Annotated in this window: 12 protein-coding genes; 6 read left to right on the top strand and 6 right to left on the bottom strand. The window is 59.3% G+C overall.

Annotated elements, in window-relative coordinates:
* Positions 1–276 precede the first annotated feature (276 nt).
* Positions 277–738 carry a hypothetical protein gene (locus ACR30Z_RS18880; protein WP_434374292.1) on the top strand — a complete coding sequence of 154 codons (462 nt, stop codon included), beginning with the start codon at positions 277–279 and terminating at the stop codon, positions 736–738.
* On the top strand, positions 731–3424 hold the full coding sequence (locus tag ACR30Z_RS18875; protein WP_434374291.1) for a tetratricopeptide repeat protein: 2694 nt from the start codon (positions 731–733) through the stop codon (positions 3422–3424). The genes ACR30Z_RS18880 and ACR30Z_RS18875 overlap by 8 nt, the downstream gene beginning before the upstream one ends.
* Positions 3425–3622: 198 nt before the next feature.
* Here the strand turns inward: ACR30Z_RS18875 and ACR30Z_RS18870 are convergent, their stop codons facing one another.
* Together ACR30Z_RS18870 and ACR30Z_RS18865 are read right to left on the bottom strand one after the other, a co-directional pair.
* Positions 3623–4213 carry an SLATT domain-containing protein gene (locus ACR30Z_RS18870; protein ID WP_434374290.1) on the bottom strand — a complete coding sequence of 197 codons (591 nt, stop codon included), beginning with the start codon at positions 4211–4213 and terminating at the stop codon, positions 3623–3625.
* A 548-nt stretch (positions 4214–4761) separates the two neighbouring features.
* Positions 4762–5928, bottom strand: a complete 1167-nt coding sequence (locus tag ACR30Z_RS18865; RefSeq protein WP_434374289.1) for an SMODS domain-containing nucleotidyltransferase — start codon at positions 5926–5928, stop codon at positions 4762–4764.
* Positions 5929–6841: 913 nt separating this feature from the next.
* Here ACR30Z_RS18865 and ACR30Z_RS18860 point away from each other — a divergent pair.
* A complete protein-coding gene (locus ACR30Z_RS18860) occupies positions 6842–7012 on the top strand; it encodes a hypothetical protein (RefSeq protein ID WP_434374288.1) in 171 nt (56 codons plus the stop codon).
* Positions 7009–7824 (top strand): hypothetical protein, encoded by an 816-nt coding sequence (locus ACR30Z_RS18855; RefSeq protein WP_434374287.1) that lies wholly within the window; start codon positions 7009–7011, stop codon positions 7822–7824. The genes ACR30Z_RS18860 and ACR30Z_RS18855 overlap by 4 nt, the downstream gene beginning before the upstream one ends.
* A gap of 57 nt (positions 7825–7881) precedes the next feature.
* On the opposite strand, the gene ACR30Z_RS18850 is transcribed toward ACR30Z_RS18855, so the two are convergent.
* Positions 7882–8466: a hypothetical protein gene (locus tag ACR30Z_RS18850; RefSeq protein WP_434374286.1), complete on the bottom strand. Its 585-nt coding sequence runs from the start codon at positions 8464–8466 to the stop codon at positions 7882–7884.
* A gap of 583 nt (positions 8467–9049) precedes the next feature.
* Between ACR30Z_RS18850 and ACR30Z_RS18845 the strand changes: the two genes are divergently transcribed.
* Positions 9050–9892 (top strand): CPBP family intramembrane glutamic endopeptidase, encoded by an 843-nt coding sequence (locus ACR30Z_RS18845; protein WP_434374285.1) that lies wholly within the window; start codon positions 9050–9052, stop codon positions 9890–9892.
* 301 nt (positions 9893–10193) lie between these two features.
* Entirely contained in the window at positions 10194–11003 is an 810-nt protein-coding gene (locus tag ACR30Z_RS18840) for a lysostaphin resistance A-like protein (protein ID WP_434374284.1), read from the top strand.
* Between the two features lie 322 nt (positions 11004–11325).
* On the opposite strand, the gene acs is transcribed toward ACR30Z_RS18840, so the two are convergent.
* Genes acs through dapA form a run of 3 tightly spaced genes read right to left on the bottom strand, consistent with a single transcriptional unit; the run spans position 11326 to position 15473 of the window.
* Positions 11326–13329, bottom strand: coding sequence for an acetate--CoA ligase (gene acs, locus ACR30Z_RS18835; protein WP_434374283.1), 2004 nt, complete (start codon positions 13327–13329; stop codon positions 11326–11328).
* 39 nt (positions 13330–13368) lie between these two features.
* Positions 13369–14574: an acyl-CoA dehydrogenase family protein gene (locus tag ACR30Z_RS18830; RefSeq protein ID WP_434374282.1), complete on the bottom strand. Its 1206-nt coding sequence runs from the start codon at positions 14572–14574 to the stop codon at positions 13369–13371.
* Positions 14571–15473 (bottom strand): 4-hydroxy-tetrahydrodipicolinate synthase, encoded by a 903-nt coding sequence (gene dapA / locus ACR30Z_RS18825; RefSeq protein WP_434374281.1) that lies wholly within the window; start codon positions 15471–15473, stop codon positions 14571–14573. Before dapA ends, ACR30Z_RS18830 begins: the two co-directional genes overlap by 4 nt.
* Between the last annotated feature and the right edge of the window lie 12 nt (positions 15474–15485).

The raw sequence follows: 15485 nt of genomic DNA, 5'->3' as shown, positions 1-15485 counted from the left end.
GCAGCTAATCTGATCCCTACTATGCTTCACTACGGCATTGGATCCCGTGGGGCTGTCTTCGTTTGCCACAGCCTTGGCGGACTCATCGTAAAACAAATACTCCGCCACTCGTCGGAGATGGCGGTCCCAGAATGGGCGCCGATCGCAGAATCGACATGCGGTGTTGCTTTCCTTGCAACACCGCATGCGGGCTCAAATCTTGCGACTTTCGCCAGAATAGTACAAGCGTCCAGGCCAACTCGGACGCTACTCGCCTTGACGGCAAACTGCCCACATTTGAAGGAACTCGGGGACTGGTACCGTCAAAACGCGAGCAGGCTCGGCATCGAGACAGCAGCCTATGCCGAGAGCCGCAGGATCAAGCGAGGCATGCGCCTGGTCACAGTGGTGACGGCCACAAGTGCCAATCCCGGCATCGAGGGGTGCATTACAACCAGCGTGGACGCGGACCACTTGGACATCTCCAAGCCCGACAGCCGGGAGACTGACCCGTACCGAGGCATCGAAACCTTTATTAGGCGCCAACTCGAACGGCAGCAGCAGGCAGCTGGAACAGAGGCACCGGAGGTCGACATATCGAGTTCTCCGCTGTCGGCAGTTCCTGAACCCCCACCCGAGCTCATACGGCAGATCCGCGAATTGCAGGCGATGCGAGATCTGCAGCTGCTGGATCAATTCGAGGTCAGCACGCTGAAGATGGGCATCCTCAATAGACATTACGGAGTCGAAAATGAATGAGTCGACAAGCGCTCGATCGGCTTTTGGGATCAGGGTGCGTGAATGGGACGTCTTCATCTCCCATGCCCATGACGACGCGGCCATCGCCCGTGCCCTTGCTGCGGCACTCGGAGAGCGAGGGTTCTCAGTTTGGCATGGCGAAGAAAACCTCCGACTAGGAGAGCCAATTCGGCTAGCGATCGACCATGCCATACGTTCAGCTGCAGCGGTGATCGTGCTCTTGTCGGCCGCTTCCTTGTCCTCATCATCGGTACATCGAGAGCTTGAGGTGGCGCTGGAAGGACGCCCCCAGAGCGAACTTCTCCTTGTCGCAGTGGGCGAGGTGGATGTCCGTAGAGCGCCGTCGTGGTTAGCGGCTCGTCGGTGGCTCTATCTGCGAGACGTCCACCGTGTTGGCAAACTTATCGACAAGCTCTTGCCTGCTCTAAACGCTGCTTCCAGTAACCGCAGCAACGACACCGGGCGGGCCCAGAGCAGAGGTGATTTGCCGCCGCGGACAGCAATCATAGGAGGAGATGATCACCTTCGGCGGCTGTGCGCGCAACATACCGGCATCACTTGGATCGTCGGGGGACCTGGCGCAGGTAAGACGGTGTTGGCACGAGAATACGCGCATCAAATCCGTGATGATGTGGACTTCATCTGGTGGTTCTCTCCTGTTTCCCCTCCACCGCACAACTTACGGTTGCAACTCCAGGCACTAGAAAGAGAGCTGGGTGCCGGCGATCGCGGACTGATTGTCATTGATGCCCTTGATGCCAGGACGGATGTCAGCCCGGTCATTCAACATCATCTTGCAGCGCTCAGTAAACGACATCGGCTCGTAATTACGACTCGACGCATGAAGGACACAAAATCTTGGGGCGATCAGCGGTCAACAACAGTGCTGGCTCTTAGTCCGATGTCCCGGGAAGACATCTTCGCCTACTTGGACGCGTTTGCCCCGGAGTTGCGCCCGGATGAGAGGGCAAAGCTGACGCAGATTGCGGCCTCGGCAGGTGGCTCACCTTTGCTCCTTCGCTCGGTTGTCCAAGCACTCCAGTCCAATTCCAGCGATAGCGTTCTATCCGCGGCGGCCACAGGAGGATCGCTTCAGATCTTGCTGAGTCAGCTGTCCGACGAAGAGCGCTACCGTCTCCATGTACTGGCGTTCTACGCAGGATTCCTACGAAACAAATCTTCCAAATTGCGATGGAGTTTGCCTGGCGATGAGTCACTGTTGGATCGTTTGGCTGAATGGGGACTCTGCTCTGTGCAGAACGACGGAGCAGTGGTTCTTCCGGAGCCCCTTACAGACATCCTCCGCGTCAATGCTCCACGGCGAGCTTTCGAAGAATGCCTTGCGGATCTGGCATCGCAGCTACCAGATCCACATGAACCTATCCCGCAAAGTGACTTGAGCGCCATCGCCGAGCTGACCCACTTCGCGGAGGACAATCTCAATCCCGCTACATTCGGGGATCTCGTCGAATTATTGATTTGGCAAGGGTCGGTGTGGCTGGCATCCGGGAAGCCAGAGCGGGCAGAGTTGATCGCGCAGCAAGCCTTCGCTGTGGCGACAGAGTCAGACCAAGTGATGTTGCAGATTCGCGCGCTGAATCTGCAGTCCGCTTTGGCATTTGATCGCGGACAAATCGAAGAAGCCAATTCGATCGAACTACGCGTTGTTGAGCTTGCAGCAAACAAGCTCGGGACTGAACATCCAATTTTCATCTCGTCGCTGGCCAATCATGCAACGACGCGGCGAGCACAGGGCGATCTGGCCGAAGCAATAACTCTGCTTCGACAAGCCGTTGATTTCGGTCGTCGGGCGTTGCGGGAAGACCATCCAGACGTCACTACCGCCAAGGTGAACTTGGCCGTGTGCCTCCGTGACGCCGGCATGGCACACGAAGCTCTAGACCTACTCGAAGAAGTTAACCGTTACACGGATGACGACCGCATGCGTCTACAGGTGGAACAGATTCGTGCCGTGGCACTAATGGATTTGGGGCGCCTCTCAGAAGCGGAAATTGTGCTTCTTGAGGTGCTCAGCAGCGCAGATCGGACAGGGCTTTCTGAAACACCGGAGGCGCTTGCGATCCGTGCAAACCTTGCCAGGCTGTATGCGATGACCGGACAGCTCGATGATGCACTTGCGGTGCAAGAAGAAGTCGTCGAACAGTTCGATGTCGTCTATGGTCCAGACCATCTGGCAAGCTTGGGCGCGCGGAGCAACTATGCAGGTCTCCTGACGGAGAATGGATCGTTCACAGAGGCGCATCAGCTATTCTCCAGTGTGGCAGCAAGCAGGACTCGCCTGCTTGGACCTGACCACCCAGACACCCTGCAGTCCACGCTACGTGTCGCGACGACCGCCGGCACATTGGGAGATGATCAGCAATCGCTTGCGCTTTTCTCGGAGCTCCTGCCACGCGTGGTGCGGGTGCTCGGCCCTGACCACCTGATGAGCTTCGGTGTGCGAGAAGAATATGCCCGGGAACTCAATCGTGCGGGAGACATCGCTGGTGCTCGACTCGCCTTTCGAGAACTGTTGGCCGATCTTAAGCGGACGTTGTCGCCCGGCCACCCGATGACCAAGCGCGTGGCTGAAGCGTGCCGCGGCCTGGGCGAGGACCGTGCTGCCGTGAGCCGTGACCGGAGGGGGCCAGGCCAAGTTGCTTGGGACCGGCGGATGCCTCAGTAGGTGTCTGGTGCCAGCAGCGGCCGAGACAGATTGGGCTTGCAGACATTCAGTGAACATCTGCGACGCGGGACGGCTGGCGCGCACGATTAGACGTAGAGCCTGACACCAACCTGGTGTCAGGCTCTTGTCGTGCCGGATCAGCGCGTCCGGAACGTGCCGGACCTCTACATCCAGAGGCCTTCTTGTGGTGAGACTGGGTTACGGCCAATTGTGCCGACAGACATTTTTTCGAAGGTTTCGAGGCAGAAACTTGTCGATCTCATCATCGGAAAAGGTGAGGTCCTCCTGCTCCTTCAACGCTTTTTGGGCCGAACGGTACGCGTTGTAGCTGGTGTCGGGCGCTGACCGGTACACTTCCTGCGTTTGGGCGCTGAGTTGTTCCCTCTGGCGCCTTATTTCAGAGGCAGGCAGGGCATTTCCCATCACATCTGCCAATAAGTGGACATAGCTGTCTCGGATCTTGAGCAGGGACTTAGCCGCTTCACGATGCTCGACGGCCTCTTGCCTCGGGTTGAAACTGAGCTGGTACAGCGTATAGCCAGCCGTGACAGTAGCAAACCCCAGGGTCACGTAAAGGAAAGCCTGGTTCGCGCTTTGGAGGCTCGTCAGGACGCCGCCGAATGTCAGGGCGTTGAGGACGACATTGATCCACTGGGAGATCGATGCCTTACGGCTACACTGCTCCCGGGCTTTCTCGTGAGTTTTGTGCGTGTATGCGACTCGGCCGAACTCTTCCCTAATGAGGTCAATATTGGAGTCGGGGTTTCTGCCGAAGAACCTTCTACCCACCAAAGTCCATCCAATCCTAAGTAGTATCGTTCCTCACCGGACTGAACGAGAACTGCCAATGCCCGTTTGGCCGGATGTGGATTGCTGAAGTTGTTCGAGCGTTTACTTTCCCTGCATGTGGCTAGGTACGGGGTGTAACAGCTGTGACTGGTCCTCCGAAGTTTCCAGACTTGGGTCGTCACCGAACCAAATCCCCGTGCCTTTCCACATCTCGTAATGCAGCAGCCATTCCGAGGCCCAGGGGAGGGCCGTGTCCACCAGGAGCATTTTCGGGGACCACTGGCCTGCCTTGTTGAGGCACAGAGATCCGTCGTCCCATATATGGGGGAGGAGACCTTCAGTATTTGGTTGAAGTGATGGATGCTCTACGGTGACGACGGGATTCTTCCCGACTTTTAGGGAAACTTCGACGGTGTATTCTCGCGCTAGAGCCGACGGTTTTAGCTGGCCCCGCCAGTAGAGGCTTTTGGGGCCAAGTCTCACTGAACCGTCGGGAAAGACGCTCCTCAGCCCCAGCGCTTGCTGGCTGAGGGTTAGATGACCGGAGCTCACACGCGGCCTCCGTGGAAGTCATGCTTTCGGACGGTTCGTGTGGTGGCCGCCGTTCCGGTAACCGCCAATGTCGCCGCGCCATGCTGTGCACGCAGGTCTCCCGATTTTCGTGCTTCAACTAGGGGGTTGCTCAATGCCCGGGCCCCAGCAAAGGCTGCGTTTTCTCCGAGTACCATCTGCACGCCCTTGAGGACGTTGTCGTTGCCGCTGCGAGCAGGGATCGCGGTGATGTCACGAGAGACGGCCTCCGCCCACTCAAACATTGCATTGGCACGCCACCGCTCATCGGCCCAGCAGTCTGCGAAGTTCTCTTCAGGCATCACAGGATTGGCAACGACATATTGCCCGTTAGCTACCTGAATGTGAGTAGCAATGGTGCCGGCAATGCCCTGCAGGACTTCAAACAGGTTCTCACCCTGCTGGTAGGCGCGTGCGGCAAGCGTCGTGATGACGATTGAGGAAGGACGCTGGTTCAGACGGCCAGTGAAGTAGATATCGCGGTGCCGTTTCAGTGCTTGGACAGCGAGCTGCAGCGTTGTCTTGCGGGTCCAGTTGGGAACGGCGTCCACGTCTACGCCACGCTTCGCCAGCAGAACTTCCTTCAGCAGCACCTCTTCAAGGGTCACCTGCTTGAACCACAATGCGTATCCACGCGGATCAGAACGTTGCCAGGACCTTACGTCGTGATCCGTGATTAGGATGCCGTCATCCGAGCCTCGTTCTGGGGAAGTATCCGGGACTGCAGGGAGGACATCCATGTGCATGCCGGGGTATTCAAGCGTCCAGCACCGCTCGCTCTCGACCAATGAGGAATTTGCCTGTGATGCCTCGAGGAACTTCCTGAGACCGGCACCTGTGTCTTGTTTCAGCTCCACTTGGGTAGTGGATGACGCCTGGATGCCACGCAGTACTACGAGGTCTATGTCGACGTCGTCGTTGCGGTGAATTCGTCGGGTCATGGTTCCAAGAGCGAACGAACCTTGGACGTAAACGCGGTTATCGGCTGTGGATTCCGCCCAGTGCTCATCAAGCGTCTCCCCAAGGGCTTGGTAGCGAGAGGTGACCAGGCCCTTCTCTTTCTCCGTGATGTCCAACGTGGATATGCCCGCGCCAAGAACCTTTTCGAGGTCTCGGAAGCCTGTACGTTCAAGTGAGATTGTCATACCACTCCTAAAAGATAGGTGTGGCCACGGACCCTCCGCACGACTCGCCGACCATTTCTTGAGCAAGTCTTGAGGATGTAGGCTCTTTTCATCCCGGTCGCAAGGGAATGAAAACAGCCTCAGTCGGTAGCCCCTAGCCTCAAAGCGGGATTACCCTGAGGCTTTTTCGTGTCCATCGATGGACGCAATAAAAACACTACATGTAGTGCAAGCGCCTCACTGGAACCCCAAGATGATGTATTACAAGTATGTCATTCAATCCACCACTCGTCCACAGGGCAGGCACCGCAAAATGTCCGTGATTCCGCCGAAGTGAGAGATGAAATCCACACCCTGTGGACTACTTCGCCACATTTGTTCTCCCGCGTGTCGCCAAGTGTCGGCGTGTCACCCTCGCCACTTCGGGAGCCGCTCATGCTGATCCTGCTCGTGATCTGAGCTGCCGGCATTTGCTGTGACGGGACGTGACATGCATGCGGTGGATCCTCTGGGGGCCGAGGTTCGGCCAGTCGGTCCTAGGAAATCGAACTAACATTGCGCCATCTAAGAGAAATAAGTTCCGGGCTTGGGCCGTCGGAGCATAAACTGACATCCATCAGAATGCCGCGACGGGGGTCGAATGACGGGCACTACTGCTGGTCAGATTGTCCAGCCAGGCGACGAAGTAACGGTGCAGATAATCGGTGCGTCTGCTGTCACAGGTCCGGCTAGAAACGTTTTCGACGACGCTATATCTAGTTACGCAAATGACCTGCTGGCTGAAGCGAGTCGCCAAGAGTTAGGTCATCGGATGGGGACCTCGGCAGTCCCGCAATACACCACTAGCCACCTGGCTGTCGCAGAGGCCGTCGTGCGAAACAAAGGGCTACCGCCACCTCGACGTTCCAGGTGGATAATCTGGGCAAAGATTGCCATGTACATCATCGCAGCTGTGATCGGGGTGAGCGGGAATCTGATGATCCAATCTGAGCCTTGGTTCCTGCCGAGCGTGGGCTGGCTGGTCACATTTTTCGTTGCTTTCACGACAGGACTTTTCCTGGCAATCATTACCGAATACATCGAGTTCAATAAGGGACGCGGATGATGAAGGCAGACGGTGGCGGCTCGCGGAATCCGGCGGGGATGTCCGATGCTGCTGTTCAGGCATTAGACGAGCTGCTGCAAGCCCGACATGATGAGGTTGTGAGGCTTGCCAGAGAAGCTTCACTCCACGAACTCCTTACTGCCGCGGATGTAGTGCGCGCCTATCACACGTTGGAAGAACGTCGCCCTTCCCCCGTGGTTTCAAGGACCGTTCCTTCACCGCGGTCTTTCTACTTGCCCATCATCGGTGCTGTGATGGCCAGTATTATCAGCCTCGTTACCTCCTATCTTGTCTTCCGCGTGGGGGACCCTCAGACTCCAGTCGATTCTGTTGTAGTTACGATGGGGCTTGTCTTTGGCTCAATTTCATTGGCTATGTTGAGTGCCTTGTATGTTGTCGCGCGCAGGATCAGCGCGGGATATGAGGGGCGTGCTTCCAAAGCTGCGAGAGGAGAAAGGGATCGAAGCCCAGCGAGCACTCCGGACTACGTGAATATCAGCGATTTGGACGAAGTGTCCTTTCTGAACCAGTGGTTGAAATTGGAGGACAAGCTTCAGCGCCTAGCTAAGGTTGCACTCAGCAACGAGGGCAAGGAATCGGGCCCTGACGGCCCCTTGCAGCTCGGGAAGGTGATGGGCATATTGCTCTCTCGGGGCGTGGTGGATGATCCACTCGAGTCGGACTTCCGGCGCGTGCTGGCGATTCGCAACACGGTTATTCATGGAGAAAGCGTTCCCCTGCACACCCTGGATGAGGCTCGCACCACTATGCGAAGCATCGAGGAGCGCCTCGATAAGCACCACGCCATCTAGGCCCGACGCGGAGTAAACGAATGCGGCCCAACGCCTAACTCTTTCTCCGTTATGACATTACTGTTCGGGGGTTCTCGGCTGAGCCTCCCAGCGACTTCTGGCTCCTTGCCTGGTGATGCCGTAGGCCCTGCCGATTTTGTCCCATGAGAGGCCGTCGGACCGGGCTGCGGCTACGGCCTCATTGAGCTGGGCCTCGATCTGCTTGAGCTGTTCGCCCAGGGTGCTGATGGTGTGGAGGTGCAGGTCAGGGGCGATGTGCTGGTGCCACTGCTCAATGAACAATGGTTCCAGGTCCTCGCGGTCACTGACATAGGCGGCGTCGTCGCTGGACGGATCTCCTGCGTAGATGCGGCGGCGGGTGGGGTCTTCTTCGTCGGGGTCCCAGACCCGGGTCCACAGCTGGTCCATGATGACGTGTTTCCGGTGGGGTTCGCAGCTGCAGGCGACGTTCCAGCCGACGACCTGGGATGGCGGCCGCCACACGACGGTGTCCGGGTCGTTGTCGTTTTCCCAGATCATGTTGCCGTCGGGTGTCATCAGACTGATCTGTCGGTGTTTACCGCCGGCGGCGCCGTACATGCCGTCGGCGAAGACGCAGACAACGTAGCCTTCGTGGTCGCTGCCTTCGGTGAACCAGCCCATCGTTGCTTCCCTTCATCGGCGTCCGGTTGCTACAGTGACCAACATGCCCGAGGGCAACCATAGTTGCCAATAGGTGCAGACATGACAACTTTACTTGTCATAACGTCCGTTATCGGCACTCAAAGCACGGGAGTAGAAGTGGATGCGAGAACTCCCGTTCCTTGACGAATTTGGCGCTTCCGCATGTCAGCCGGGCTTGCCCAGGGCGCACAGTACTCTCACGCCAACGACTGAATTCGCACCTAAGCGCATGACGAAGGTCCGTCCTTGTGGCCTACTCCTTAGATTTCCGCAGACAAGGAAAACAGTGGTGCAGCTGCATTGATGCAGTGATCTCAAGAGCTCATGCTGTTTCTGCCTGTGGATAGTACATGCAGCTCCGGCGACTCGCCGGAGCTGCGCAGCTACCGTTCGATGACGTCTTGAGAACTCTCGCGGCCGGTTGCTGGTTTGTCGTCCTCGGTGGAACGAAAGGGTTCTTGGTGCTGCCTTTGAGATCCCATAGTCTTTTTCGTGTTCGCCTCTACTCGGGAGGCGCTGGCATGGGGGCGGTTTTGTCATGACGAGTCGTGGTTCAGGTTGGGTGCATTTTTGGAACAAGGGCACGTGGTGGAAAGCCCTGCTTCTCGTGGCGGTGTACTGGGTTGTGTACCAGTTGCTGGGATTCGTCATCAACGCGATCTTCGGTGGGGTTATAAACAAGGAGAATCCTCTCGCTGACCCCCTTACGGTCTTGGTTGGGCTCGCATTGCCGGTCCTTCTCTCCGGCGGACTCCTCTTCCTGTTCGTACGTTCAGTGGGATGGGCCGGGGAGGTCTTCGGCAGGCAGCCTCTTCAGGGCCGTGCTTGGATGTGGCTCGCCGTGGTCCTGATTTTGGTACCCATAGTTCTCCGTTTGATGGCAACGAACTGGTCGGCCTATTCGGTGACACTGGTCCTGGTGACATTGTTCTTCGGGTTGTGTGTCGGCTTCACCGAAGAGCTGGCCACGCGCGGCATCGTCGTGAACATGCTCCGGCACGGCGGCTACGGGGAATGCCTCGTCCTTGTTCTGTCATCCCTGTACTTTGCGCTCCTTCACAGCGGCAACGCCTTGACAGGACAGGCACCGTTGGTCGTCGCGATAACGGTGGTTTACACGTTTGGCTTTGGCGCCATGATGTACCTCTCCATGCGTGTGACGGGCCGTCTGGTTTGGGCAATCCTGCTGCACGCCGCCACGGACCCGACGACGTTCCTTGCTACGGGCGGCATCGATGCCCACGGTGATACCAGTGGCGCTGAAGGTCTCCTCTCCATTGCCGGGCTCTTCAATTTCGTTTACATCCTGATCGCGCTTGTCGCGATCTTCCTGGTGAGGGATCGCGTCAACAGAATCTCCTCAACGTACAGGGAGCCGGCCATCGCTTCGGAGCCCACAAACTAAAGCACTTCTCCGATCACTGGCCCTCGATGGCAGCGCAGGCTCCTAATAGGACAACCGGCGCTGGGCCTTCTGCCGCGTCAGGAGGCGGCTGGCCTGGGGCGTTAGCTAGAAGCCGGCATATCGCCAGAGGCCATTCGCTGCCCCGTCTCCAATCACGCGCCGGGGGATTGCCGACGGACAGGAGCTATTCAACGTTGTCGAAGGTTCGGATCCGTACCCGGTGCTGTTAGCCTCGTTTCATCCTGGCCGCGCCGCTGCCCTTCGTCTTGGCCCCGCGCCTACTTACCCTTGGAGGGATTTCTTGACGATCCGTACCGATAACCGGCCGATTCCCCGGAGCATTTGGGTGGGGATCGCGGCCGCTGTGCTTTACGTGCTGATAGCCGCCGTGGTCGGCAACCTGCTTGACCCGCTTGCTGGTGGAGATGAGGCACTTGACTTCGTCATTACTACATGGGTCCCGGTCGCGGTCCTCATCGTCATTGGTGTGCTGTTCGCCCGCAGAGCCGGCTGGTTCAGAGAGGCGTGGACAGCTCCGTCACCGTTGTCCGGGCGACGACGATGGTGGCTTCTGGCGATACCCGCCGTTCTGATCATCCAGATCACTCTCATCCTGTTCGATGTGCCCTGGTCGGAGCGCGCCGTTCCGGTGGTGCTGATCTATCTCATTGGGTCGTTGCTGATTGGTTTCGGGGAGGAGTTGTATTTCCGCGGCATTTTCCGGGTGGCCGTGCGAGGCCATCATGGTGAGCTCGCGGCGCTGTTGGTTACCTCGATCGCGTTCGGGCTCGCCCACACTGTCGGTTATCTATTTAACGGCGTTCCTCTGGGCGCCACAGCCCTCAGCGTGGCCTTTCTGGCCATGAACGGGGCACTTTTCTACGGCACCCTCAGGGCAACTGGAACGCTATGGATTCCGATACTGCTCCATGGCCTTGGAGACTTCGCCCGATTCATGCAGCAAGGAGGCGGCGCGCATGAGGAGGCGCAAAGCTTCGGCGGCGATGCCGCCGCGGCCGTCGTTCAGTTCGCCCTCATCGGGCTCTCGATCGCCCTTGTAGTCAGCATCGCGCGCAGCGATCGACGTGACCGAAAATCTTTGTCTCGATAACCAACAGCTTTCCATGACACTGATCCGGACATCCGAAACCCTTATCGCGTGACCTCCTGCGATAGATGACATTCTTTCTCGGCGCTATATGCCACCTAGGGGACTGCTGAACTAATCGGCGTTTTGCGGGGCGCGTCGTCTGGATTGGCGGGGCCGGTGGCCAAGACTGGTCGTATGCAGGGACGCTCGGACACATGGGGGCGCGGCACTCATCCAGCCGATGCAGTAGCGCACGCAAGGGATCGATGATCCGCGGGCACCCTAGAACTCTCACCGCTACTAAGCGCCCCCGTGAATTTGCCCCAGGGGCCGACTAGAGAAACTAGTTCTTCAGCGATTCGGCGATTTGGGTCATGATGCCGGGGTCGGCCAGGGTGGTGGCGTCGCCGGTGTCGCGGCCTTCTGCGATGTCTTTGAGGAGGCGGCGGACGATCTTGCCTGAGCGTGTCTTGGGCAGTTCCGGGACGATCAGCAGTTGCGTGGGCTTGGCGATGGGGCCGATTTCCTTGCCCACGTGGTTGCGCAGTTCCAGGACGGTTTCGTCGCCGTTGTTCACGGCGTCACCGCGGAGGATGACGAACGCGACGACGGCCTGGCCGGTGGTTTCGTCAGCGGCGCCTACGACGGCTGCTTCGGCGACGGACGGGTGGCTGACGAGGGCGGATTCGATTTCCGTGGTGGAGAGGCGGTGGCCGGAGACGTTCATGACGTCGTCGACCCGGCCGAGGAGCCAGACGTCGCCGTCTTCGTCCTTTTTGGCGCCGTCGCCGGCGAAGTACATGGCCTCGAAGCGGGACCAGTAGGTGTCCTTGAACCGTTCCGGGTCGCCCCAGATGCCGCGCAGCATGGAGGGCCATGGTTCGCGGACGACCAGGTAGCCGCCTTCGCCGTTGGCCACGGACTGGCCGTTTTCGTCCACCACGTCCACGGCGATGCCGGGCAGCGGGACCTGGGCTGAGCCGGGCTTGGTGGCGGTCACGCCGGGCAGCGGGGCGATCATCTGCGCACCGGTTTCGGTTTGCCACCAGGTGTCAACGATCGGTGCGGGGTTGTCCTTCTTCTCGCCGTTCTTGCCGGCGTTGCCGCCGATGACGTCCCGGTACCACATCCATGCTTCGGGGTTGATGGATTCGCCCACGGAGCCGAGGACGCGGATGGAGGAGAGGTCGTACTTGTCCGGGATGTCCCGGCCCCACTTCATGAACGTCCGGATCGCGGTGGGGGCGGTGTAGAGGATGGAGACCTTGTACTTTTCCACGATTTCCCACCAGCGGCCCTGGTGCGGGGAGTCCGGGGTGCCTTCGTACATGACCTGGGTGGCGCCGTTGATGACCGGCGCGTAGGTGACGTAGGAGTGTCCGGTGACCCATCCGACGTCGGCGGTGCACCAGTACACGTCCGTTTCGGGGTGGAGGTCGAACACGGCCTTGTGGGTGTAGGCGCCCTGGGTGAGGTAGCCGCCCGTGGTGTGCAGGATGCCCTTGGGCTTGCCGGTGGTGCCGGAGGTGTAGAGGATGAACAGCGGGTGCTCGGGGTCATGCCCGACGGCGGTGTGCTCGTTGGATGCCTTGTCCACGGTGTCGGACCACCAGAGATCTCGGCCTTCCACCCAGTTGACGTCCTCGCCGTTGCGCTTGACCACCACCACGTTCTGGACCGTATGACCGGGCTTGGAGAGAGCTTCGTCAACGGCCGGCTTCAGGGCGGAGGGCTTGCCGCGGCGGTACGTGCCATCGGCGGTGACCACGAGCTTGGCTTCGGCGTCCTCGATGCGGGAACGAAGGGCATCCGCGGAGAAACCACCGAACACCACCGAGTGCACGGCCCCGATCCTGGCGCAAGCAAGGAGCGTGATGACGGCCTCAGGGATCATGGGCAGGTAGACGGCCACGCGGTCGCCCTTGGCCACGCCGAGGGACTCGAAGGCGTTGGCGGCCTTCTTCACCTCTTCGGTCAGCTGTGCATAGGTGTACGTGCGGGTGTCCCCGGGTTCACCTTCGAAGTAGATGGCAACGCGGTCGCCCAGGCCATTTTCGACATGGCGGTCCAGTGCGTTGTACGCAGCGTTGATCTCGCCGCCGACGAACCACTTGGCGAACGGCGGGTTGGACCAATCAAGGGCCTCGGTGAAGTCCTTATCCCAGGTCAGCAGCTCGCGGGCCTGCTTGGCCCAGAACGCAGGACGATCAGCTTCGGCCTCTGCATAGGCATCAGCGCTCGTCACAGCGTTCGCGGCGAACTCCGCCGACGGCGCGAACCTGCGGTTCTCTTGCACGCGTTGACGCGGAGAAATCGTGACGGATTCGGTGAGAACTGATTCGGGCACAGGGCTTCCTTCTGTCGGAGTTTTCGGTGTCCGTGCTGGCTAGCGCCGGGCGGCAAGATTTGTCGGGATTGATCCGTTGATCTCCCAGTCGCCCACGACGCGGGATTTGTACACCACGGGGCTGTGGGATGAAAGAACACGCGCGTTCCTCCAATGCCGATCCAGTTGGAGGTCTTGCCGTACGGAGGAGGCCCCTAGCGCTGTAAACATGGTCGTTGCGGAGTCCTGCGTGAGTTTCGTGACGATGATCTGCGATTGATAAGAGGCAATTCCCATTTGTGTAACCAAGGATCGAAATCCCCTGGCGTTCCCTCTCTCCTGAGTCCGCAGCGCCTCGTTCAGCAGACCAGCTACCCGTAGTGCAGCAGCTTCTGCCACGAAGGCACTAGCTGAGAGTTCGCCGACCAGTTGCTGAATCTGGGGATCGGTGCGTAGTCGCGGGCTGGTTCCTTCGCTAAGGCCCCGGAGCCTGCCCCGAACCTCGGTTGCGACATCTTCGCTGATGCGCTGGCTGATGCCTGCCAGAGTAGCCACATGTACAAGCTGATGTAGGGCGGCTGCGAAGGGCAGATTCTCTTCTTCTGGGAGCAGGTCGGCTTCGGCAACCTGTACACCGTTGAAATCCGTTGTCCCGGAGGCCGTGAGCCGTTGCCCGAATCCATCCCAATCGTCGTGGACCTCTACCCCTGCGGCGTTCGCGTCAACCATCACTGTGACGGAGCGCCCGTCGGGCATCTCCGCTTTCGTCTGTATCCAGTTTGCGTAGAAGCTCCCGGTTGTGTAGCTCTTTTGTCCGTTAAGGATGAACTTTCCGCCCTGCGGACTGAGCGTGGTGGGACCACCACCGGATGCACCCGAAGAGGCTGCCACTGCATTCCCCACTAGTTGGCCCTCGGCGACGCGTTTGAGCCATGTTTCATCTTCGAAGTAGAGGCGGTCCTCGACGAAGCATATGTGCGCACGGAGGGCTTGGGCAAGGTTTGATTCGGCGGCGGCGAGTTCGACGAGCAGACGGAAGAAGTGCCTGGCACTAACTCCGCCGCCGCCGTGGCGCCGGGGCACTCGCAATGCGGTGAAGCCAGCCGCTGCGAGTTCACGGAGGGGTCCGTGGAGAGGGGTACGGTTAGTCTCACGCGCCACAGCCCCATCGGCAATGGCCCGGAAGAGCGGCCGGTAGCGGGCGGCCAGCTGCTGATAGTCCTCGTTCGAACAGGGGGCCATCTCGGGAGCTGGTTCTCGTCTCACGCCAGCGCCCACTGAGTATCAAACAATTCGGCCGTGACGCCACTGATCTCAGTCGGCAGCGGCTGGGACAACGGCGGCCGGACGAAGTCGCATGGCAGCCTCCCCTGCATGTTGAGCAGCCATTTGGCCGAGACCGCAGCGGGAACATGATCCATGACCGCGCGTATGAGCGGAGTTAGTTCAAAGTTGAGCTTCCGCGCATGCAGCCAAGCCCCGGTCCTGATGGCATCGACCATGTGGCGGAAGTGCTTCGGAGCGACGTTGGCCGAGACACTGACCAGACCGGCGGCCCCTGCAGACAACCACGGGAACGCCAAGGCGTCATCACCGGCGTAAACAGCTAAACGCGTTTTGCGCAGGATTTCCACCATGGAACCAAAGTCAGCCTTCGCGTCCTTGACGGCCACAATCCGTGGATTCTCAGCGAGTCGCTTGAAGGTATCGCCAGCAATTTCAATGCCCGCCCGGCCAGGAATGTCGTACAACATCACGGGCAGGTCAGTGGCTCCCGCGACGCTCGTGAAGTGGTCAAAAACTCCCGACTGCGTCGGTTTGTTGTAGTACGGAGTGACAACGAGTTGACCGTCGGCCCCCGCCTTGGCCGCCCTCTTTGCCAGGTCGATTGAATGTGAGGTGTCGTTGGTACCAGTACCAGCGATTACGAGAGCCCGCTCCCCCACGGCATCCTTGACTATGCGGATGAGATCGTCCTTTTCCTGATCCCGAAGGGTGGAAGCCTCCCCCGCTGTCCCGCAAACAATCAAGCCATCATTTCCCCCTCGCACCAGGTACTCCGCCAGATGCGCTGCGCCTTCGAGGTCCAGTTGCCCATCAGGGGTGAAGGGCGTGACCATGGCTGTCAGCATGGAACCAAACGGGGTGGGAACCGCAGCGTGCATGACAAGCCTCCA

The organism is Paenarthrobacter sp. FR1 (genome assembly GCF_051106045.1).
Classification (GTDB): Bacteria; Actinomycetota; Actinomycetes; order Actinomycetales; family Micrococcaceae; genus Arthrobacter; species Arthrobacter nitroguajacolicus_A.
This window is presented reverse-complemented; position numbering and strand designations above follow the sequence as displayed.